The sequence below is a fragment of the Negadavirga shengliensis genome (assembly GCF_042652345.1).
Classification (GTDB): Bacteria; Bacteroidota; Bacteroidia; order Cytophagales; family Cyclobacteriaceae; genus Negadavirga; species Negadavirga shengliensis.
This window is the reverse complement of record NZ_JBHSJJ010000001.1, coordinates 720,148-741,171: the sequence shown is the minus strand read 5'-3', so window position 1 is coordinate 741,171 and position 21,024 is coordinate 720,148. Positions and strand designations below refer to the sequence as shown.

Below are 21,024 nucleotides of genomic sequence, written 5' to 3'. Positions count from 1 at the left end.
GGCTAAAGCAATAAATTACTGATTTTCTGACGTTTGCTGGGATTTTGGCAGATAATAAAGGACAACCCTCGCATCCAAAGTCATATAATCTTTGGCTACCCGTTGAATATCCTCGATGGTCACCTCCCTGAATTTTTCCAGTTCCCTGTTGATGTATCCCGTATCTCCATAAAATAACCTGGATTCAGCAAGGTTTTGTGCAATGCCTTCCAATGAGGCATTTTTGCTGACCAAATTATTCTCGATGATGTTTTGAAGTTTCTGGAAATCCTTTTCGCTGATGCCTTCTTCCTGCACTTTACCAATCAACACATCCATTTCACTTTCCAATTCACCTGCCTCTACTCCCATATTGGTGATACCGTACATGATAAAAATGCCCCCGTCTTCCAGGTCAAGGGGAATAGCCGCCACCACCAGGGCTTTTTGCTGCTTATCTACCAGTTCCTTTGTCATTAGAGAAGACTTGCCTCCTGTAAGGTAGGTGGATAAAATCTCCAGAGGATACGCATCCGGGTGGTTTTTGGGAGGAAGATTATAGGCCTGGATCACCGCCGGAATCTGGATATTATCATAAATGATATCCCGGATTTCTTCTGTTTTTTTCGGCTCCTTGATATCAGGACGGTATATCTCCTTATTTCCCTTGGGTATTTCAGAAAAGTATTTTTCCACCCACTCACGGGTTTGGTCATAATCTATGTCCCCTGCAATGGTCAATATGGCGTTGTTGGGTACATAAAAGTCTTTGTAAAACTGCATAAATTCATCCAAAGAAGCTGCATTCAAATGGTCCAGCGACCCGATAGGCGCCCATCTATAGGGATGTTGGGAATACGCCCGCGATAGCGTTTCCGGGAAAATGGATCCATAAGGCTGATTGTCATAACGCTGCCTTTTCTCTTCCTTTACCACCTCTCTTTGGGTTTCGAGGCCTACTTCATCTATTTTGGCATGGAGCATGCGCTCACTTTCCAGGTAAAGGGCCATTTCAAGAAAGTTGGAAGGCATCAATTCATAATAATAAGTCACGTCATTACTGGTAAAGGCGTTGAGAGCACCGCCGTTGCCTTCAACAAGGTCTGTGTATTGTCCGCGCTCGATGTTCTCCGAACCTTCAAACAACAAATGCTCGAAAAAATGGGCAAACCCCGTCCTTTCCGGGTCTTCATTTTTGGAACCTACGTGGTAGAGTACAGAAGTAACCACTATAGGTATACTGTTGTCCTGATGCATGATGACATGCAGGCCGTTGTCCAAAGTGAATTCTTCGAATTCAATACTGTTCTGCGGGAAAGCCTGAACGCTCACCAGACAAGCCCACATAAGCATATAAACCTGTTTTTTCATAGGGATTAGGTTATTGGTTTTCAATGGATTTACCCATGAATAATTTTAAATTTTTCTTCTAAAAATAATGCCAACAAGTATCAATAATATAAAATATTTCTTAAATACCCATTCGTTAGCCTAGGCAAAGTGAAGGAAAAGGCGTTTCATTAGAACTGTTCCTTCATCGCTTGTAACGCCTCCTTCGCCTCCAAGGTTATCTGTTTTTGATTTTCGACAGCCTTGTAGAAACGTTCCGAAACCAGATTTTGATTCCTAAGGATCACATCATATTCCCTAATGGACTTTTCTTCGGCAGACAGGCAGAATTTACAGACTTCCTTTTCATTATCATGGTTCAAAGAGGTTCTAAAGTTGGTCCATGATCTTTGGAACACATTAAAAAAACTGGCTTCCTCTACCGGCTTACCCCCCTGAGCGGTTATTTCCGCCTTGAGTTCCTCCGACAACGACAGCCTTTTTTTTGCCTGGCTGATAAAAAAATTTTTCAGTGTTTCGTTTACTACATTTCTGGCTGCATCCTGATACCCTCGGACAGTATCTACATTGTGCGCCAACATATCATTCAAATAATTGATAAGTTTCTTATTCTGGGCCATATACAATAGTAAAATCCATGATGTACATCTCTAATATAATCACCAATATAAGCATTAATCCCCATTTTGTTTCGGGGACCGCAAGTGGTTACCCATAGAAAGCACTTTGATATGGCGGCGGCATTTGATATATTGTGTCCAAATTTTCTCCTGAACCTCAATATTTTGAAAAACAATGAAGACTGATAAGTTGACCGGAAGGATGATTCTATTAGGCCTACTTTTTACCTTTTGTTGGGCTTCTTCCTGCGAACAAATCCGTCCGGATAGACATAAATGGTACAAGGGCAATCTTCACACCCATTCCTATTGGAGCGATGGGGACGAGTTTCCCGAAATCATCATGGACTGGTATAAAGAAAGCGGCTATCATTTCGTGGCGCTTTCGGATCACAATATTTTTGCGGAAGGAGAAAAATGGGTAACCATAAGGGACGATAGCATCTACCAAAACGGCTTTCAGAATTATCTGGATGAATATGGGGAAGATTGGGTAAATTATCGGGAAGAAGATGGCAAAATACAGGTAAAACTTAAAACATTTGCGGAATATGCACCTTTATTTGAGCAAAGAGAACGGTTTTTGATGTTACCGGCGGAGGAAATTTCGGATGGCTACGACGGGAAACCCCTCCATCTCAATGTCACCAACCTGGAGAAACTGATCATGCCACAGGGAGGTGAAAGCATCGTGGAAGTACTCCAAAACAACATCAATGCCGTATTGGAACAGCGCCGGGAAACGGGCAAGCCTATGATGGTCCATATCAACCATCCTAACTTCAGATGGGCAATCACCTTAGAGGATATGGTCCGGCTGAAGGGTGAGCGGTTTTTTGAAGTTTATAACGGGCATCCACAGGTAAACAATCTTGGCGATAAAGAAAGGGGCAGCCTGGGTACCGAGGAAATGTGGGATTTTATCAACATTGCCTACCTGGAAAAAGGCCAGCCGCTCTTATTTGGGCTGGCTACTGACGACAGCCACAATTATCATCGAAAAGGCAGTCAGTTCAGCAATGCAGGCAGGGGATGGGTAATGGTAAGAGCAGACTCCCTGGAAGCAGGTGCCTTGATCGAGGCCCTCGAAGCGGGGGATTTTTATGCCACTACAGGAGTAGAACTGGATGAAATCCGCTACGAGAACAATACGCTCACCATCAATGCCATTCAAAAAGAGGGTGTAGAGTATATTTTCGAATTTATAGGATGCAGAACCGGGGATAAAGAAACCCAGGTCCTCAAAGAAGTAAAAGGTGTCAGTGCGGATTATCAACTGGAGAAAGACATCCTTTTTGTCCGCTGCAAAATTACCTCCTCCGAAGCTCAGGACAACCCTGTGGAAAATATGACCTCCCAGCTGGCTTGGACCCAGCCCGTAAGGCCTCGACAATAGCACATTGATGGCGGCCGTTGGCGGACGATGATAGCGAAAAATCGGCCTGAATTTTTTTCACCCGTCCTTTAAATCCGGTCATGAACTTGCTTCGGAAACAAAGGGATAGAACCTGATCAATAGGAATAGCGCCGTCTTTTTATATCGTCTTTGAATAACTGAATGGGACGTTGACCACTGCTGCGGATTCGTTACAGGACGGCCGGGATTTTTTGGTAAAACCAATTTTTTTATCTTTAAGCCAAAAAATAAAATTTTAGGATTGATGAGCAGATTTAAATTCGCAGGAATCTTCTACTTGCTGATGACATTCGTGCCTGTTTTTGCCCAGCAGGGCAGAAAAGTCACGCTGGAAGATATCTTCAAAAAAGGGGTATTTAATCAAAAGACAGTCCAAGGTGTCAATTGGATGAAGGATGGACAATATTATAGCACGCTGGTAAGGGAATTTGCTCCAAAGGTGGTAAAAATCAACCTTTCTACGGAAGAAGAGGAGGAAGTGCTGGTGGATGGCGGCAAACTCCGCATCAATTTCACGGAATATTCCCTGAATCCCGATGAAACCAAAGCACTCCTTGCTTCAGAAGTGGAAAGTATTTATCGCCGCTCGACCAAAGCCGTTTATCATGTGGTGGATCTGGGAGATGGGACTGCACTTGAACTCATGGGGGGCGACAAAATTTCTTATGCCACACTTTCCCCCGACAATACCAAGGTTGCCTTCGTCAAAGACAACGACATTTTTTATACCGACCTGGCAAACAACGAAATCCATCAGGTGACACATGATGGCAAAAAAAACCATATCATCAACGGCGCCGCCGATTGGGTTTATGAGGAGGAATTTTCCATGGCGAAGGCCTTCGAATGGTCACCCGATGGCAAGAAGATTGCTTTCATACGGTTCGACGAAAGTGAAGTACCGGAATTCAATATGCAGCGCTGGGGTGGTCTGTATCCGAAGGACTACCTCTTCAAATACCCCAAGGCAGGAGAAAAAAACGCCAAGGTCGGCATTCATGTATATCATCTGGAAGAAAGAAAAACCGTACAAATGGATGCAGGGAATGAAGAAGACATTTACTTGCCAAGAATCTACTGGACCGGGGAAGCCCAAACCCTTGCCTTCATCCGGCTCAACCGGCTCCAAAACCGGATGGATCTGCTCCATGCAGATAGCCAAACCGGGGATAGCCACGTCCTATTATCGGAAAAATCGGAAACCTATGTTGACCTTGATTACAATGATAACCTTCAATACCTTTCCGGAAACCAAGGGATCATCAGTACCTCTGAAAAAGATGGCCATAAACACATCTACCATTATGACAGCAAGGGGCAGCAAATCCGGCAGATCACATCCGGCAACTGGGAAGTGACAGCGCTTGTGGGAGTAGATGAGGCAAATAAAAAAATCTATTATGTATCTACGGAAAAATCCCCTTTAGAGAGACACCTGTATGTGATCAACCTGAATGGAAAGGGGAAAAAACTGCTTACCTCCGAAGAAGGCACCCACAGCATCAACATGAGTCCGGACTTCAAATATTTTATCAATTCCCACACCACGGCATCCAGTCCACTGAACATTACTTTACGCGACCATAATGGAAAACAATTGAAAGTGTTGGAAGATAACCGGGAACTTCGGGAGAAACTTTCCCAATATGATCTTCCGGAAAAAGAGTTTTTTAGTTTTGAAACAGAGGCTGGAACGTCCTTAAATGGATATATCATCAGGCCCGCTGACTTTGATGAGCAAAAACAATATCCGGTTTTGATGTATGTATATGGTGGCCCGGGCTCCCAGAATGTCCAGGACTCCTGGGGAGGTATCAGGGATTTTTGGCACCAGAGCTTGGCGTCAGAAGGTTATCTCGTGGCTTGTGTAGACAACAGAGGTACCGGAGGTCGTGGAAGGGATTTTAAGCATGTCACTTATGCCAACCTAGGGAAACTGGAAACAGAAGATCAAATCGCCGCGGCGCGTTACCTTGGTGCCTTGCCTTATGTTGATGCCAACCGAATCGGCATCTGGGGATGGTCCTACGGCGGATACATGTCCTCGTTAGCCATCATGATGGGAAATGACGTGTTTAAAACCGCCATTGCCGTTGCTCCGGTCACTACATGGAGGTATTATGATACCATTTACACAGAAAGGTACCTTCAGACCCCCCAGCTCAATGCTGCCGGCTATGATAACTACAGCCCCATTACCCATGTGAATAAGCTCAAAGGCAACTTTCTTCTTATCCATGGAACCGGAGATGACAATGTCCACTTTCAAAACACCGTTGATTTGGTAGATGCGCTGATCGCGGCTGATAAGCAGTTTCAGACCTTCTATTATCCTAACAGAAACCATGGTATATATGGGGGCAATACCAGCTGGCATCTCTATTCCATGATGACGGATTTTATTAAGGAAAAACTTTAATGGCATACGAAGCGCTATCCTGCCTTTTATAAAAGGTATAGGGGATGGCGCTTTTTGCTGCCCTTTCCAAATAGTTTCTGGGCTTTAGTTGGATTAATCGCAACGAAATTTTATATTAAAACCAACTTTAAACCAAAACTATGAAAGAAAGGATCAATACCTCCCTGCATAGTATCAGCCTCGCAGTATTGTTTGCCCTGGCGGCATGGTACTTTATCGCTGGCGGCATGACCACCCCCTATTTGCTGACCATTATGATTTTGGTCCTGGTCGTAATAGAGGTCATCAGCCTGATCATCATTTCGGGAACTTATCCTGAAGGGCACACCTCCTTTAAGATAGGAATCATCGCTGCCCTGTTGGTCCTGTTGGGCATCAAAAGCATGCTGCCTTCTTTTTTTGTTCCCCTAACCATAACCGTGTTTTGCATCAACTTTCTGTATAATTTCTATACTACCAACAAAAGACGAAAGGGAACGTTTAAAAGAAGGAACCGGGGCAGAATGAAATTTTAATTGTGGCGGATAGCTTTCCATAGATAAGTTACGCCGTTAATTGTACCGTCTATAACCTTTTATCCTTTATCCATGCACCGGTTATACGCTTTATTTTTAGTACCCTGTCTCCTAGCGGCACCAATTCATCTCATCGCCCTGCAACAACACGATAAAGAGCCTCCATTAGGCACGGATAAGGCAGCTTCCAACTCAGTGGGAAAAACCGCGGTGGATTTCACCCACGAATGCAGCCTGTCCGCTCTTTTGAAAAAGTACTTTACGGGTTGGAATACAAGCAGGACCTTGGCCTTTGTTCTATCAAACCAATAAATCCAATGATGATAAGGCGACTTGGAGAAAGTTTTTCTGAAAGTTTCAAAAGACTGATGCCGGATGCTTTCGTGTTTGCCCTGCTGCTGACGATACTGGTTGTCCTTCTGGCCTTGATCTATACCCCTTCGGGTCCTTTGACGGTACTGGAGGCATGGTACACAGGTTTCTGGGATCTTTTGGATTTTGGGATGCAGATGGTCCTTATCCTTGTGACGGGTTTTGCCATTGCTTTGTCTCCCCCCATACAAAAGGGGGTTGATCATCTCAGCAAATGGCTCAGTTCCCCCACAAAGGTGTATCTTGGGGTTATGCTGTTCGGGGCGCTGTTCACTTTGGTAAGCTGGAGTTGGATTGTGATGACGGCGCTGCTTGCCAGACAGCTGGCTGAAAAAGTCGAAGGGATTGATTATCCCTATTTGGTCGCATGTGTTTATCTGACCTTTCATGGCTGGGTTGCCGGCCTTTCCAGTTCCATACCCCTGCTGCTCAATACCCCGGATAATTTTCTTATCAAAAGCGGCATTTTATCAGACACCCTATCTACCGGGATCACTCTCGGCTCCACGCTGAACCTGTTTTTTATCCTTTTCATTTTTACTTTGCCGCCTTTGCTGATGGTTCTGTTGAAGCCCAAAGACAAAACCATTCCTATTGATCAATTGTGCATTTTGGAAGAACCTGAGGAGAAGCTTTCGGTTGAGACAGAGGCGTTACAATTATCAGGAGGAAAAAGAACATTCTCAGATTATCTCAACGGAAATAGTTGGATCACAGGAATAGTAGTCCTCATGGGCTGGGTATATATTTTTCAACGCTTTATCCGAGAGGGGTTTGGTCTCGACCTGCCGATTATGATTTTCATTTTTCTGATGACCGGCATGACGCTCCATAAAACCCCGCTCAGGTATGTTCTGGCCATGAAGCGGGCCTCATCGAATATTTCCGGCATCGTCTTTCAATATCCTTTTTATGCAGGCATCATGGGTATCATGCTCCATACAGGGCTGGGAGACGCCATCGCGGTATTTTTAGCCTCCCATGCCAATCTGATCACCTATCCTTTTTACGCGTTTTTAGCAGGGGGAATCGTTAATTTCGCGATACCTTCGGCCGGAGGGGAGTTTGCCGTTTTGGCCCCTGGTATTTTAAAAGCTGTTGCCAATCTCGCCCATGAATCAGGATTGGATCCGGAGCCGTTGCAGGCCCGGGCCTCCATGGCCATCGCTTACGGGGAATCCCTGACCAACCTGTTGCAGCCCTTCTTCTTTCTGACGATCGTTCCGGTGATGTGTAAAGGATTATACCTCCAGGCCAGGGATGTACTGGGCCACTTGATCATCCCGTTTATCCTATATTTTATTCTGGAAGCCTTGATGGTTACATTTTTCCCACTATAATCTGTATTAAGATGATAATCAAAAGTGTATGTAGAGCGAACAACAACTGTACAATACCGTACACCGTTACGTTTTAATTATCAGAAAATGAAATATTTATAAAAAATATTTTTTTTTATTTTCCGATAGTCCCAAGATTGTGCAGTACACTAAGTGCTTCTAAAAACCTGAATAAGTGATCGGTAACAGTACAAAGTACCCGGACAGTTGTCCAGTCTCAATACAGAAACAATAACCGCCTTATTTATAGAGGGTTGCATCTAATTGAAAAAATTTTTTTCGCGGTTTAATTGGCTCCTTCCAAAATTTTCATGGTACAGGTTTGGCAATTGGGTCATCAAAACAGAAACAATCTAAACATTTCATAACCATGAAAACTTTAATGACCGCAGTACTGGCTTTGAGCATATTTTTCACAAGCTATGCCAGTGACAAAAGCCTGATGGAAGTAACTTCCATAGAAACAAAAGACCAAAGGTTCAGCGTAACGCTGAAAGAAGCAGTGGGCAGGGTTCATATTTCAGTCTATGATGGCAAAGGACGGATGATAGATAGAAATCTTTTCCGCGCCAATGAGCCTCTGGTGATTCCGTTTAATCTCAGTCAGCTGCCTGAGGGAAAATACAGAGTAAAGGTGGAGACAAAAGATGAAGAGGTCAATTTTGAGGTGTCAAGCAGGAAACCCATAGAGAAAAAACTGTTGGCCTATGCAAATGTCGTCGATGCCCACACCATCTCCCTCAAGGTGGTAGGTATCGAAAAACCTGGCACATCCGTAACCATTTATAATCAGAGCCACAGAAAAATTGCCACTGATAACATTCATGTCTTAGGTGGCTTCGAAAAAAATTATGTACTGAAGGATCTGAAAACATCCGATGTTTACATGCGGGTGACCGATGCATCCGGAAAAATGAAATACTTTTATTTTGATTGATTTCAGGATTACGAACGGTGATTCTGGTTTCGCCCCCGGTGATTGCTGGGGGCTTTTTATATAATTTTTTCTTAGTCGTTGCAAGTGCGTGTCCCAAGGCGGCAAAAAGGCATGTTGTAACGCCACGGCTTAAAGTCTGACCTTGAACTTCGCTCTGCTACCTATTTTATAAAGATTTTTCAAGATGCAATTTCCGTGCATGCATTTAGGATGTACATTTGAAGTGAGCAATGCGTTTGCCTTCGGATATCAGGTACCCGTTTATCTCTAACTATATCATTGTGCTGACCACTGAAAAAACCTATAAAGACTCCTGTTGTGATAATTCCCGGGCAGATGAAGCTCCCAGGGAGTTAAAACCTACTCCTCCCCGAAATGAATTTTTCAGCACTTGGGGACCGAGTATTTTTAGTTTTGTCATGCTGGTTTTGGGATTGGTGGGTGAGTATTTTTTCCATATCAGCCAGTTTTCGGATTTACCCGGTCTGGCTTGGTATGCCGTCGCCTATCTTCCAGTCGGCCTTCCGGTACTGGTTAAGGGGTGGAAATCCATCCTGAAGGGGGACGTGTTCACCGAATTTTTCCTCATGGGAATTGCCACTTTGGGCGCATTTGCCATTGGCGAATATCCAGAGGCGGTTGCGGTGATGCTTTTTTACACTATAGGAGAGTCCTTACAACATAAAGCCGTCAGCCGGGCCCGAAAAAACATCCAGGCCCTGCTTGACATGCGGCCTGATCTGGCCCATGTCCATCGGAAAGGAAATGTCATTCCCGTTTCTCCGGAAGCCGTCGCGGTGGGGGAAACCATTGAAGTGAAGGCAGGGGAAAGGGTGCCACTGGACGGAATCATGGTGACAGAACACGGGAGCTTTAACCCTGCGGCAATCACCGGAGAAAGCCGGCCCATTACCCGAAGGAAAGAGGGAGAAGTGCTGGCGGGCATGATTAACCTGGACAGTTTGGTCCTGTTGAAGGTTATCCGACCTTTTCAGGAAAGTTCGTTGTCCAAGATTTTCAAAGCTATACAGGAAGCGGCCTCCCGAAAAGCCAAACCTGAGCAGTTCATCAGAAAATTCGCCAGGATATACACCCCAATTGTCACATTCATGGCAATAGGATTGGCCCTTCTTCCTTATTTCTGGGTAGACGATTACCAGTTTCGTGAATGGCTCTACCGGGCTTTGGTCTTTTTGGTAATTTCATGCCCCTGTGCGCTGGTGATTTCGATCCCCTTGGGTTATTTTGGGGGAATAGGCGCCGCCTCCCGCAATGGCATCCTGTTCAAGGGTTCCAATTATCTGGATCTCATTACTAAGGTAAACACGGTGGTCATGGACAAGACCGGCACCTTGACAAAGGGGGTGTTTGAAGTGCAGAAGGTGCATGCATCGGATACCCCACATGCCGATTGGTTGGCTTTGGCAGCCTCTTTAGAAAGCAAATCCTCCCATCCCATTGCCAAAGCCATCACCTCATTCGCCAAAAAAACAAATAAGCCAGTATTTTTACCTCAGAAATTGCAAGAGGTATCGGGGAAAGGTTTAACAGGCCTGGTAGAAGGCCATAAAGTGGTGGTGGGCAATGCGGTTCTCATGCGGGATAATGGAATCCACACGGAGTCCGAGACGGATCATGAAAGCTCCACCATTATCCATGTGGCGGTTGATGAAAAATATTGCGGCCGTATCATTATTGCGGATGAAATCAAACAGGATACCCAGCAGGCTATTGGGGATCTAAGAAAAACAGGCATCAAATCTATTTTTCTGTTTTCAGGAGACCGGGATGCGGTCACCCAAGCATTGGTAAAAGAGCTCAAACTGGACAAAGGTTACGGTGACTTGCTTCCGGAACAAAAAGTGGCCCGGCTGGAAGCGCTGAAGCGGGCCAAAGACAGAACCGTAGCCTTTGTAGGAGATGGGATCAACGATGGACCTGTGTTAGCTTTGGCTGATGTCGGTATTGCCATGGGTGGAATGGGCAGCGACCTGGCCATAGAAACCGCGGATGTGGTCATTCAAACCGACCAACCCAGCAAAATCGCCGTCGCCATGCGCATTGGAAAAGCCACTAAAGCCATTGTGTGGCAGAATATCTCCATGGCTTTTGGTGTCAAATTACTGGTGCTTGTACTTGGCGCCGGAGGAATAGCAGGAATGTGGGAAGCAGTGTTTGCCGATGTGGGCGTGGCTTTGCTCGCCATCTTAAACGCCGTGCGGATCAACAAACACTTTTGAAATGTACAGCTTTTAAAAAAACCGAAAAAGTGATGTTATTTACCTCAAAAGATTCCCTCCACCACGTTTTTGAAACGGTAGCCGCCGAACTGCGCAAAGGCGTGACGGAAGACCGGCACCCTTTCCGCTTAGTATCATTTGCAAGTCAGTCAGCAAATGGACCGGATGTGCGCTGCGTGGTGTTAAGAGAAGTGGACGAACACCTTGGTCTCTATATTTTTACGGATAGCAGAAGCAATAAAATAGGGCAATTGAATAAAAATGAGCAGGTGGCGCTGCTCTTTTACCATCCGGAAAAAAGAACCCAGATCCGGATTAAAGGCACCGTTTCACTCCATCACCAGGATCGGCCATCAAAAACTTTCTGGGCAACACTGGATAGACCCTCACAGCAAGGTTACCATCAAATTGCCGCGCCTGGCACAACCATTTCAAAGCCGGAAGAAGCTTACGAATGGGACATCCATCTTGCTGACTGCCATTTCATGGTAATAAGGGTACTGCCGCATGAGATATGGGCTTTGCAGCTCGACGGACATACGCATGTCAGGGCCAAATTTGTACGGCAGGGGGAAACGTGGACCAAAACTTGGATGGCGCCGTAAATTTTGCGGGGATAAAGTACTCAGTCCATCAGAAACACCTTCATGCTTCTGGGCCCATGAGCCCCGATCACCAAGGACTGTTCTATATCCGCGGTTTTGGAGGGGCCTGCAATAAACACCCCATAGCCTGGATCCGATACATCGATCCTTTGGTAAACCTCATGCATATTGCCCAGGATTTTATCTTTTCTGAGTACAACCGCCAGATGCTGGGCAATAAAGGGTAAAGCACGGTGCAGGAGTTTTTCCTCAGGCAGCCAAATGGCGGCGTTTTCCGCTACACCCCACTCTCCCTCCAGCAATGCCACCTCCACATTCTCCAGTTCATGCGGATCGTCCAATTTTTGGACATCGAGGTCACCCGCAAGGTCGGAAATCATAGAAACCCTGATTTTATCGGCAGAAAATTCCGAGCTCAGCCATGCCTCCACTTCTTTAAGGGATTGAACTTCAATCGCTTCCCCGCCATTCAAAGCGAGACTGGTTTTGAAGAGTTCTGTCCTGTCTGCAGGTGACGCATAAGCCGGCAATTCGGGCAGAGGCGTGGCCCTTGGCTTATTTTTCTGAATGGCTTCCATAATTTGTTCCCTGCTGCTCATGATTTCCTGTTTTTTTGATACCATTCCTTGAAACTTTCTTTAGGCACGTCAGGCAGATCCCTTTTCTTACCCCAGGCATTGAAGCGGTTGTATATCAGGCCTTTAGGACTGTTCTTCAGTGATCTTCTGGCCAGTTTCCCCAGAAAATCATATAATCTTGGTTTGGACATGACCATGCCTCCGAATTTCATCGCCCACTTTTTGGCAGGCTGGGGGGGGCCTTCTTCAGTGATCACCTGTCTCCATTTGTACAGCTGCTCATGGATGTTGATTTTTACCGGGCATACCTCGGAACAGGAACCGCACAAGGTAGAAGCAAAAGGCAGGCTGCTGTGTTTTTTGAGATCCGTACCGGGAGAAAGAATGGAGCCGATGGGGCCCGGTACAGTGGCATTGTAGCTGAAGCCGCTGCTCCTGCGATAAATGGGACAAGTATTCATACATGCCCCGCATCTTATGCATTTCAATGAATTCCTAAAATCCTCCCTGCCCAGTTGGGCCGTACGGCCGTTATCCACCAGAATCAAATACATTTTCTTGCCGGGTCTTGGACGGTGAAAGTGGGAAGTATAATTGGTGATGCTCTGGCCCGTGGCGCTTCTCGCGAGTAACCGCAAAAACACGCCCAGATCGGCAGCCCGGGGGATAAGCTTTTCTATTCCCATGCAGGCAATATGTATATCCGCCAGATGGGTTCCCATGTCTGCATTGCCCTCATTGGTACAGACCACAAATCCTCCGGTTTCAGCAATACCAAAGTTGACCCCGGTAACAGCCCCGTCGGCTTCTATGAATTTTTGCCTTAAATGCTGGCGGGCAGCTTCGGTCAGGTAGCCCGGATCATCAGCTCCGGCTTCTGTACCAAGGTGCGTATGAAAAATATCCCCTATCTCCCTTTTTTTTAAGTGGATGGCCGGCATGACGATATGGCTGGGAACCTGTTTATTGAACTGGATGATACGTTCTCCCAGGTCGGTATCCACCACATCATAGCCTTTTTCTTCGAGAAAATGGTTGAGACCACATTCTTCTGTGAGGATGGATTTGCTCTTCACCAGCTTAGTCACATTGTTCTCCTGGAGGATGCGGTAGACATGTTCATTGTGCTCCTTTGCGTCTTTTGCCCAAAACACTTCGATGCCGTTTTCTCTGGCTTTTTGCTCAAACTGCAGCAATAATCCATCAAGATGGGAAAGAACGTAGTCTTTGATTTGGGAGGCCACATCCCTTAAACTTTCCCATTCCGGAAGTTTTTGGGCCGCTGTATCCCTTTTTTGCCGCACATGCCAGAGCGTTTCGTCGTGCCAGTGACTCCTTTCCCCGTCTTTAAGGAATTCTTCTGCCGCGGCTGCATGGGTTTTGACACTTCCTGTTGCCATGAATCAATTATTTTGAGGTTTATTTCCGTTGAGGATCTCTGCGATGTGCATGACCCTGATGGGGCTTTTCTCCCGCTTTAAAATGCCCTGCAAATGCATCAGACAGGACATGTCCGCCCCGGTAATGATTTCCACTCCCTGACCTTGATGATCAGCTATCCTGTCCTTCCCCATATTCACTGAAACGGCCTCCTCAAAGACGGCAAACGTACCGCCGAAGCCACAGCACTCATCTTTTCTTTTCAAATTGACCACCTCAATATCCCTGACTTTCTCCAATAAGCTCAGAGGTTTGTTAAAATCGGTTCCTACCACCTCTGAGGGCTTGGCCAGCCGTAAGCCCCGCAAGCCATGGCAGCTGGCATGTACGCCCACTTTGTGCGGGAAGGAGGCATCAATGGTTTCAACCTTCAAAACATCCGTCAGGAATTCACACAGTTCATAAATTTTCGGTCCGCTGCCGTCAAGGGGTAAGATATGCTCTTTTGCATGGAGGGTGCAGCTACCGGAAGGCGCCACTATATATTCAAAATCGGAAAAATTTTTCAAAAACAGTTCGGCAGAAGCCTTACCAGAACTTTCATACCCTGAATTGGCCATGGGCTGTCCACAACAGGTTTGGTCCAAAGGGTAAGCCACTTCTACCTTGTATTTTTCAAGCAATTCAAGCGTAGCAATGGCTGTCTGGGGATAAAACTGGTCCACATAACAGGGGATAAACAGGCCGACTTTCATCCAAGTGAGTTTAAATGGGAGGTTTACAAAATTTTATTGGCCATCATTGGTCCGGTCCCTTAAAGATAAGCACCAGAAGGAAATAAACCAGTGTTTTGGCATTGATTTACCCTCCTGGTGCAGGACGGTTTACCGGGTAAGTAAGCCGTTTTTCAATTAAATCCGCCGGTAAGTTACATGCGGTCAGGATGCTATCCATCCTGCTCTGTACTGTTTTAGGTAATAAAAAAAAGCTGTTGGAGTAAAGATACTGTTATTGGAGACCAACGGGTTTGAAGTGATGGCAAACAGCATATTATTCGGGCAATAGCAGACAGCCTATCTCCCGGTATATCCTTTAAAAATCATTTATTTCAGTAATTCGATTGATTCAAAGCCAAAAGAATTTTATTTTTTGGAATGATTCTGCTGTTCTTATCCGCTTCGCAAATACCCCGCCATGGAAACCCATACTCCCACACCTGATGGTAAAGTACCTTTCGAATACCTGTTGATCATTTCTCCCGATCAGGATGTTTTTGAGAAACTGGTCAACATCAAGCAACATTTTAAGGAGGCTTACCAATGCCGGTTTGCCGCACACCTCAAACCACACATCACTTTGGTCAGGTTTTTTCAGCTTGAGGAGAGGGAACCGCTCATCAAAGAAAAATTTCAAAACCTTTCGAATGGGGTTTCACCAATACAGATCGAATTGGATGGTTTCGGACAATTTCCCACCCATACCGTGTTCGCTGATGTCAAAACCCAAGAGCCGATTAAAAACATTGTTGACGGCATCAAATCCCAATTCCAGGAGTTGTTGCGGCTTGGGAAAAAATTCACCCCCCACTTTTCCACGAAGCCCCATATGACCATTGCGAGAAGGATGACGGAGGAGCAATTCAGGCGTGCTTGGGAAGACTGGCAGGACCAACCCTTACATGCCGCTTTTTTGGCGGATGAAATGGTTCTTTTAAAAAAACAATGGACGCAAGAGGGCCGCCCCATCGGACCTTACACAATTGCCGGTACCTTTCCCTTCCGGGGCAAGACAGGTGGGGGCACCGCTGAATAAAACAATCATCCTTTGGATTTCGAGTGATTAGCTTGGCTACTTTCAACTTATTTCGGCGAAACAAGGAAAAAGGCGTATGATCCCGGATCTGGCAAGCCCAGGTTCCTTTATGGCAAGATCTTTTTGATTTCTTTTAAATAGACAGGGTGATAGGTCATGCCATTGTGTCCCTGGTTCTCCAAAAAAACAACGGTATGGGGCGTCTCAATAAGCCTGGCCAATTTAACGGATGACTCACAGTGGATTATTTCATCATCTTTGCCATGAAATATCACTATCGGCATATCACATGCCTGGATGTATTTATGGTTCTCCAATTTATATTTTAAAATAAATGTGGGTAGAAAAGGCATGTGCCGCTTCATCAAATCAGTCATGCTGACACAAACGGGGCTTGAAGGATCAATAATTTGGGCTGGTTCGAAGCGGCGAGCTGGGTAGCCATCCCTGTACCTACTGAATAGCCCAGCACAATGATTTGCCGTTCTCCATACCTGTTTTTTATTAAATCATATGCCGCTTGGATGTCTTGAAATAATTCCGTCTGATTGGAAATCCGGCCTTCACTCTTGCCATAACCCCTATAATCCAGCATGAAAACATCATAATTGAGGTGGGTATAGAGCTCGGCTACTTGTCCCCACGAGCGTAAAGAACCTGCATTTCCGTGTAAATAAAATATCACCCCTTTCGGAGAAGTGGTTTTAAATAAAATGGAGTGGAGAATCTTGTTGTCATGCGTTTTGATAGGGATTTCCTCAAAAGTTTGGTCGAATTCAAACCTGAAATCACCGGGAAGTTTCTCGGGGAAGAAAATAAGGTTTTCCTGAAAAAAGTAGAGCAGCGAACAGATCAATACGTAGGTGGGTAAGAGAATCTGTATTAGCGTAAGAAATAATTTTCCCATGGCTCCTGATATTTTTGAGATATGCATTCTTATTTCCCTAACTTCCAACAAAAGGTCAGCCTTTTGAAAACCTTTTTTAATACAATCATTTGGAATTAAAGGTTTTTATTTGCTATTTTTTGCCGTTACACCGAAACAACTATGAAGTTTACAGTAAAATTAGTCACAAAAAAACGATTCAGACCATTGGACGAAAGAGGTATTTATCCTCATTATGTGAGGGTTACCTACAATTCAAAAACAAATGACATCAAAAGTCCCACCTTCTCCAACCTGTATTCCCATCTGGATTTTGAGAAGATTTCGGATCAGGAAATCCGGCAAATTATTGACCGATTCCATGAAATCGAAAAGAATGACAGGAGAATCTTGGAAAGCGTTTTTAGTATTTTTCAGGAAACCGGCATAGACATAAATCACAATATTTTTAAATCTACCTATATCGAAGAATTAACCAAACCAATTGACAGGTTGATACTAGAGATAATTTCCAAAAGGCTCGTCCGTTTTTTGAATAATCAGAAATATCCCGTCGACTTTCACATTATCGCCAAATCCCATCCCTTTGAATTGATGAATGTGATCCATCATAACTCAGTCTCTGATTATTTGGAATTGACTTCAGATAAAGAATTTTCTGACCTGTTAAAATTTTTCGGGTACCTGAACTCCTACCAGAAAAACCTATACACCGCAGTGGCAGAATGCTTCGATGAGAAATTTAAATCCAAATTTTATTCTTATATAAAAGAAAAAGTGATAAAGGAATATTCGGATATTCGCTTAGATAAAGGAGATGATATCAACTATGTGGTTTTCATGCAAACCCATTGGTATGATGATGCTTACGGCGAAATTTTAAAGGCCGCCAATGAAAAAATAGACGCGGTACGGGAAAAAATCCCAACTTGATTTTCCATCCTATTCTTGTTACACCGAAACGGTTTGTCGATAAAGGGATTTCACCGATTTTCCTATCGGTGAAATCCAGGTATTGGGGTGGCCAATACTTTTAAGCAAAGAAATTAGGGGGAAGTGATATTAATTATAAGTAATGGAGTGACCCCGCCAAGAATCGAACTTGGATCTTAGGTTCCGGAGACCTACGCACTATCCATTGTACTACGGGGCCGAAAGTCAGCGGACAAAATTAATTCTTTATATGGAATTAAAAAACAAGGACGGGGATTCGTACGATCTCCGTCCTCATAATATGGCGGTTGGACTTTTAAATTTCTATAGTTTCTTTTTTACCGCTCTTCACGGCTTTATATATCGCATCAATAATGATAAGGTCTTTTAAACCTTCTTCTCCATCCAAAGGTAGCTCCGGTTCTTTGCCTTCCAGGATAATTTCAGCCATCCTGTCCATCTGCAGGGTCTGATGGGTTACATGAGGCTTGTTGAGTTCGCCTTTATGGGTACGTCCCTTAATGGGTCCATACCCGGTAGCAGGGTGCAATTCAGCAAAGCCCTTTTCCCCATTCAGAAAAAATCTGTCAAGGTTGTTCATGCTGTAAGTGGAAAGGCAAGAGGCAACTGCTCCACTCGGAAAACCAAACTGAAACTGTATGGTTTCGTCCACCCCGTCTTTGAATTTTACAGGATCCGTTTTGGTCTCCTGTGCCGTCACCCAAACGGGATCTTCCCCTACCATGTACCTGGACCCGTTGACCGCATAGATACCAATATCCATCATGGCGCCACCCCCTGCCAGTTTTTTATCCAGCCGCCATTGGGTCGGATCACCAATCCTGAACCCGCTCAGTCCCTGAAAAAACATGATTTTTCCCAATTCGCCATCCTTTCTCATCCGGACGATTTCCAGCGTATTGGGCTCAAGACGCATCCTGTACCCAACCAAGAGCTTCACGTTGGCCTTCCTGCAGGCTTCTACCATTTCCCTACATTCCTTGGCGTTAATACCCATGGGCTTCTCACAGATAACGTGTTTGCCGGCTTTTGCCACTCTCAGCGTCTGATCATGGTGAAGTCCATTCGGGGTGATAATATAAACCGCATCAATATCCGGGTTGTCTTTGATGGCATCGAAATTCTCGTAATTATAGCAGTTCTTTTCGGGGATGCCGTATTTGCTCTGCCACTCTTTGACTTTGGAAGGCGTCCCGCTGACCACGCCAACCAACTTGGCTTTTTTGCTATCTTTCATGGCATCAGCCACACGGGTACCATAACTGCCGAGCCCCATGATCGCCACACGTAACATCGTGCCTTGGTAAGATTCACCTGCATATGCAGCAAAGCTCTTGGTACCGTAGGCCGGCATCAAAGGTATACTGACGGCGGAAAGTGTAAGTTTTTGTAAAAAGTCTCTTCTGGATTTCATATTGGATTGATTTAGGTTTGTAAAGACGAAATGTAAACTGCAATCATTCAGCTATCTGCAAGATATTGTTTTTTAGCTAAAAGATAAAGAACATTTAACAGGGTGGTTTCTCATCTTGTTGGCTTGGAGGGATTATCTTTGTGACATGAATGACGAATTGGTATACCGGATTGAAACCGGGATAAGTTCCGAAGAATTTATCCGGTTGTTAGTGGCCTCCACATTGGGAGAAAGAAGACCTATTCAGGATACCTCCAGAATAAAACGGATGCTCCAGAATGCCAACCTGATCGTGACGGCCCGAATGGACGGGAAGCTGGTGGGAATAGCCCGTTCCATCACTGACCACGCCTATTGTACTTATCTGTCAGACCTTGCGGTTGACGAAAAGTACCAGGGAATGGGCATCGGAAAAGAGCTGATACGTCAGACCATGCTCGCGGCACCCCAGACCAAGGTCATCCTGATTTCTGCTCCCAAGGCGGTGGGTTATTATCCCAAGATAGGGATGAGCAGACATGAAAATTGCTATTTTTTGGACGATGTCAACCAGTTGAAATAAACGGATCTACGGCAAACCTATCGTCTAAATGCCCCCAAGCTTAGATGGGAATAATTTGAAATGGCCCTTCAACTCGCCATTGACAAATCCCCAGACCACCACCACTGTCAACACCTGGTACATCCCCACAATAAATGTGAACCAAGATCCAAGGTAGGTGTTGGCTCCAAACCAATCCCCCTGGATAAAAATAAAAGCGAGCACGGACAGGGATTTGAAAAGTTCCATATAAATGGCATTTGGATTCCTGTCCATCAGTTCAGTGAATGCATATACCGCAACAACCACCAAGGCGCCATAGATGAAAACACCAGGTGTTCCTATCTCCATTATAAAGGCAAAAAGGTAAATCAAAAGCAGGTAATTGAACATCAGTTGGATCCAAGCCCAGATCCGGAAGGACAAGGAGGATGGGGTATCGTATTTTTGATAATGCCCCAGGTCCCCCATCTGCTCCACGGGAAACTTTTCCATTACATCGGGGGGCCTCCAGCCCGTCGGCATGAACCAGATCCTCAATTTGTCTTTCCAGCTTTTGGTGTGGTAAGCATCTTTGACCAAAAGAAAAAAGTGCTGGAAATTGATTTTTATGGGATTCCACGTTCTGGCCGGCCGCGTGATGCCATAGATACACGGTTCATCATTCAGTTCCTCCTGAAAAGTTCCAAATATTTTATCCCAGAAGATGAATATCTGCCCCAGGTTTTTGTCCATGTAAACCTTGTTCACCGCGTGGTGAACCCTATGGTGGGAAGGCGTCACAATGATATCTTCCAACCATCCCATTTTGCCGATCAACCGGGTATGGTACCAAAATTGGAGGAAAAGATGGATCGGGGCTACCACGGCGATCACCTCCACCGGAACACCTACAATCGCCGCAGGAAGCAGGAGGAAGGTAAAATAATCAAAAACGGTAGAGACAGTTTGCCTCAGCCCGCAGGCCAGATTGAACTCCTCACTGCTGTGATGAATGACATGTCGGTTCCAGAGAATATTGATCTTGTGTTCCCATCTATGTGTCCAATAACCTTTAAAATCGACTACCATAAAGGTGATAAGGTACACAAGCCAGGTGGATTTGATTTCAAATATCGCCAAGTGTCCCACCATCCATTCATAGGTGAAAATTGAGATAGTAAGGCCCAAAACATCCTTTACCACGTTGGTCATGCCAGAACTGATACTGGAGACGCTGTCCAGACTTCTCATTACCTGCTTTTGCATCTTCCACTCGAAGAACTTTTCTAACAAAATAAGTAAGAGAAATACAGGAATAGTATAATTCAGCACTTTAGCATACAGTTCCATAATATCTCAAAGCAAGAGAAAATCAACATATCCACCAAGCACCAAGCAAACCGGCACTTACTACAAACTGTAAATCCTGATCAATTTTGATTTTATTGCACCCTCTTATGGCCCACCGGGATTGAACTAATTTTGCCATCAAACTTTTTGTAAAAATCCGAAACTTCGGTTTTAAAATAAAGTATTTTATCATAAAAATCTGAAAACCAAAATATTATTAGAATAGGGTATCTAAAAAGATATTCAAATAGAGCCTGATATCCTTTCTACTTCATCAAATTTGGCATTTATGCAGTTCGAAAACATCATTTTGAGATGGCCGGAATGCCGGTC

19 protein-coding genes and 1 tRNA gene are annotated in these 21,024 nt (G+C 44.9%); 10 read left to right on the top strand and 10 right to left on the bottom strand.

The genetic code is table 11. From position 1 onward, the window contains the following. Window positions 1–15: 15 nt before the first annotated feature. Window positions 16–1,350: a M16 family metallopeptidase gene (locus ACFPFU_RS03045; RefSeq protein WP_377061362.1), complete on the bottom strand. Its 1,335-nt coding sequence runs from the start codon at window positions 1,348–1,350 to the stop codon at window positions 16–18. A gap of 149 nt (window positions 1,351–1,499) precedes the next feature. Continuing rightward, complete coding sequence (locus tag ACFPFU_RS03040; protein WP_377061360.1) at window positions 1,500–1,949, bottom strand: PA2169 family four-helix-bundle protein; 450 nt, start codon at window positions 1,947–1,949, stop codon at window positions 1,500–1,502. Between the two features lie 175 nt (window positions 1,950–2,124). On the opposite strand from ACFPFU_RS03040, the gene ACFPFU_RS03035 reads away from it, so the two are divergent. The 7 genes from ACFPFU_RS03035 (at window position 2,125) to ACFPFU_RS03005 (ending at window position 11,794) form a co-directional block, all read left to right on the top strand. Further along, window positions 2,125–3,345, top strand: coding sequence for a CehA/McbA family metallohydrolase domain-containing protein (locus ACFPFU_RS03035; protein ID WP_377061358.1), 1,221 nt, complete (start codon window positions 2,125–2,127; stop codon window positions 3,343–3,345). A 265-nt stretch (window positions 3,346–3,610) separates the two neighbouring features. Further along, a complete protein-coding gene (locus tag ACFPFU_RS03030; RefSeq protein WP_377061356.1) occupies window positions 3,611–5,785 on the top strand; it encodes a S9 family peptidase in 2,175 nt (724 codons plus the stop codon). Between the two features lie 140 nt (window positions 5,786–5,925). After that, on the top strand, window positions 5,926–6,300 hold the full coding sequence (locus ACFPFU_RS03025; protein WP_377061354.1) for a hypothetical protein: 375 nt from the start codon (window positions 5,926–5,928) through the stop codon (window positions 6,298–6,300). Window positions 6,301–6,617: 317 nt separating this feature from the next. Beyond that, window positions 6,618–8,012 carry a TIGR00366 family protein gene (locus ACFPFU_RS03020; protein WP_377061352.1) on the top strand — a complete coding sequence of 465 codons (1,395 nt, stop codon included), beginning with the start codon at window positions 6,618–6,620 and terminating at the stop codon, window positions 8,010–8,012. A 370-nt stretch (window positions 8,013–8,382) separates the two neighbouring features. Continuing rightward, the gene (locus ACFPFU_RS03015; protein WP_377061350.1) at window positions 8,383–8,949 is read left to right on the top strand and encodes a DUF3244 domain-containing protein; all 567 of its coding nucleotides are present in this window, start codon (window positions 8,383–8,385) and stop codon (window positions 8,947–8,949) included. Between the two features lie 278 nt (window positions 8,950–9,227). Then, window positions 9,228–11,189, top strand: a complete 1,962-nt coding sequence (locus ACFPFU_RS03010) for a heavy metal translocating P-type ATPase (RefSeq protein WP_465263021.1) — start codon at window positions 9,228–9,230, stop codon at window positions 11,187–11,189. A gap of 32 nt (window positions 11,190–11,221) precedes the next feature. Next, window positions 11,222–11,794 carry a pyridoxamine 5'-phosphate oxidase family protein gene (locus tag ACFPFU_RS03005; RefSeq protein ID WP_377061346.1) on the top strand — a complete coding sequence of 191 codons (573 nt, stop codon included), beginning with the start codon at window positions 11,222–11,224 and terminating at the stop codon, window positions 11,792–11,794. 20 nt (window positions 11,795–11,814) lie between these two features. Here the strand turns inward: ACFPFU_RS03005 and ACFPFU_RS03000 are convergent, their stop codons facing one another. The 3 genes from ACFPFU_RS03000 to ACFPFU_RS02990 are packed head-to-tail and all read right to left on the bottom strand — an operon-like array spanning window position 11,815 to window position 14,507. After that, the gene (locus tag ACFPFU_RS03000) at window positions 11,815–12,393 is read right to left on the bottom strand and encodes a LutC/YkgG family protein (protein WP_377061344.1); all 579 of its coding nucleotides are present in this window, start codon (window positions 12,391–12,393) and stop codon (window positions 11,815–11,817) included. Next, on the bottom strand, window positions 12,390–13,772 hold the full coding sequence (locus ACFPFU_RS02995; protein ID WP_377061342.1) for a lactate utilization protein B: 1,383 nt from the start codon (window positions 13,770–13,772) through the stop codon (window positions 12,390–12,392). The genes ACFPFU_RS03000 and ACFPFU_RS02995 overlap by 4 nt, the downstream gene beginning before the upstream one ends. 3 nt (window positions 13,773–13,775) lie before the next feature. After that, a complete protein-coding gene (locus ACFPFU_RS02990) occupies window positions 13,776–14,507 on the bottom strand; it encodes a (Fe-S)-binding protein (protein ID WP_377061341.1) in 732 nt (243 codons plus the stop codon). A gap of 439 nt (window positions 14,508–14,946) precedes the next feature. Here ACFPFU_RS02990 and ACFPFU_RS02985 point away from each other — a divergent pair, with 439 nt between their 5' ends. Next, window positions 14,947–15,564 (top strand): 2'-5' RNA ligase family protein, encoded by a 618-nt coding sequence (locus ACFPFU_RS02985; RefSeq protein ID WP_377061339.1) that lies wholly within the window; start codon window positions 14,947–14,949, stop codon window positions 15,562–15,564. 107 nt (window positions 15,565–15,671) lie between these two features. On the opposite strand, the gene ACFPFU_RS02980 is transcribed toward ACFPFU_RS02985, so the two are convergent. Then, window positions 15,672–15,941, bottom strand: a complete 270-nt coding sequence (locus ACFPFU_RS02980) for an alpha/beta fold hydrolase (protein WP_377061337.1) — start codon at window positions 15,939–15,941, stop codon at window positions 15,672–15,674. Further along, window positions 15,938–16,471, bottom strand: coding sequence for an alpha/beta hydrolase (locus ACFPFU_RS02975; protein ID WP_377061335.1), 534 nt, complete (start codon window positions 16,469–16,471; stop codon window positions 15,938–15,940). The genes ACFPFU_RS02980 and ACFPFU_RS02975 overlap by 4 nt, the downstream gene beginning before the upstream one ends. Window positions 16,472–16,612: 141 nt before the next feature. On the opposite strand from ACFPFU_RS02975, the gene ACFPFU_RS02970 reads away from it, so the two are divergent. After that, window positions 16,613–17,383 carry a hypothetical protein gene (locus ACFPFU_RS02970; RefSeq protein ID WP_377061333.1) on the top strand — a complete coding sequence of 257 codons (771 nt, stop codon included), beginning with the start codon at window positions 16,613–16,615 and terminating at the stop codon, window positions 17,381–17,383. Window positions 17,384–17,531: 148 nt separating this feature from the next. Here ACFPFU_RS02970 and ACFPFU_RS02965 read toward each other — a convergent pair. Continuing rightward, a tRNA-Arg gene (locus ACFPFU_RS02965) sits at window positions 17,532–17,603 on the bottom strand. Between the two features lie 96 nt (window positions 17,604–17,699). Continuing rightward, window positions 17,700–18,818, bottom strand: coding sequence for a Gfo/Idh/MocA family protein (locus ACFPFU_RS02960; RefSeq protein WP_377061331.1), 1,119 nt, complete (start codon window positions 18,816–18,818; stop codon window positions 17,700–17,702). 145 nt (window positions 18,819–18,963) lie between these two features. Here ACFPFU_RS02960 and ACFPFU_RS02955 point away from each other — a divergent pair, with 145 nt between their 5' ends. After that, the gene (locus tag ACFPFU_RS02955; RefSeq protein ID WP_377061329.1) at window positions 18,964–19,380 is read left to right on the top strand and encodes a GNAT family N-acetyltransferase; all 417 of its coding nucleotides are present in this window, start codon (window positions 18,964–18,966) and stop codon (window positions 19,378–19,380) included. 24 nt (window positions 19,381–19,404) lie between these two features. Here ACFPFU_RS02955 and ACFPFU_RS02950 read toward each other — a convergent pair whose 3' ends face one another. Further along, complete coding sequence (locus ACFPFU_RS02950; RefSeq protein WP_377061327.1) at window positions 19,405–20,607, bottom strand: sterol desaturase family protein; 1,203 nt, start codon at window positions 20,605–20,607, stop codon at window positions 19,405–19,407. Between the last annotated feature and the right edge of the window lie 417 nt (window positions 20,608–21,024).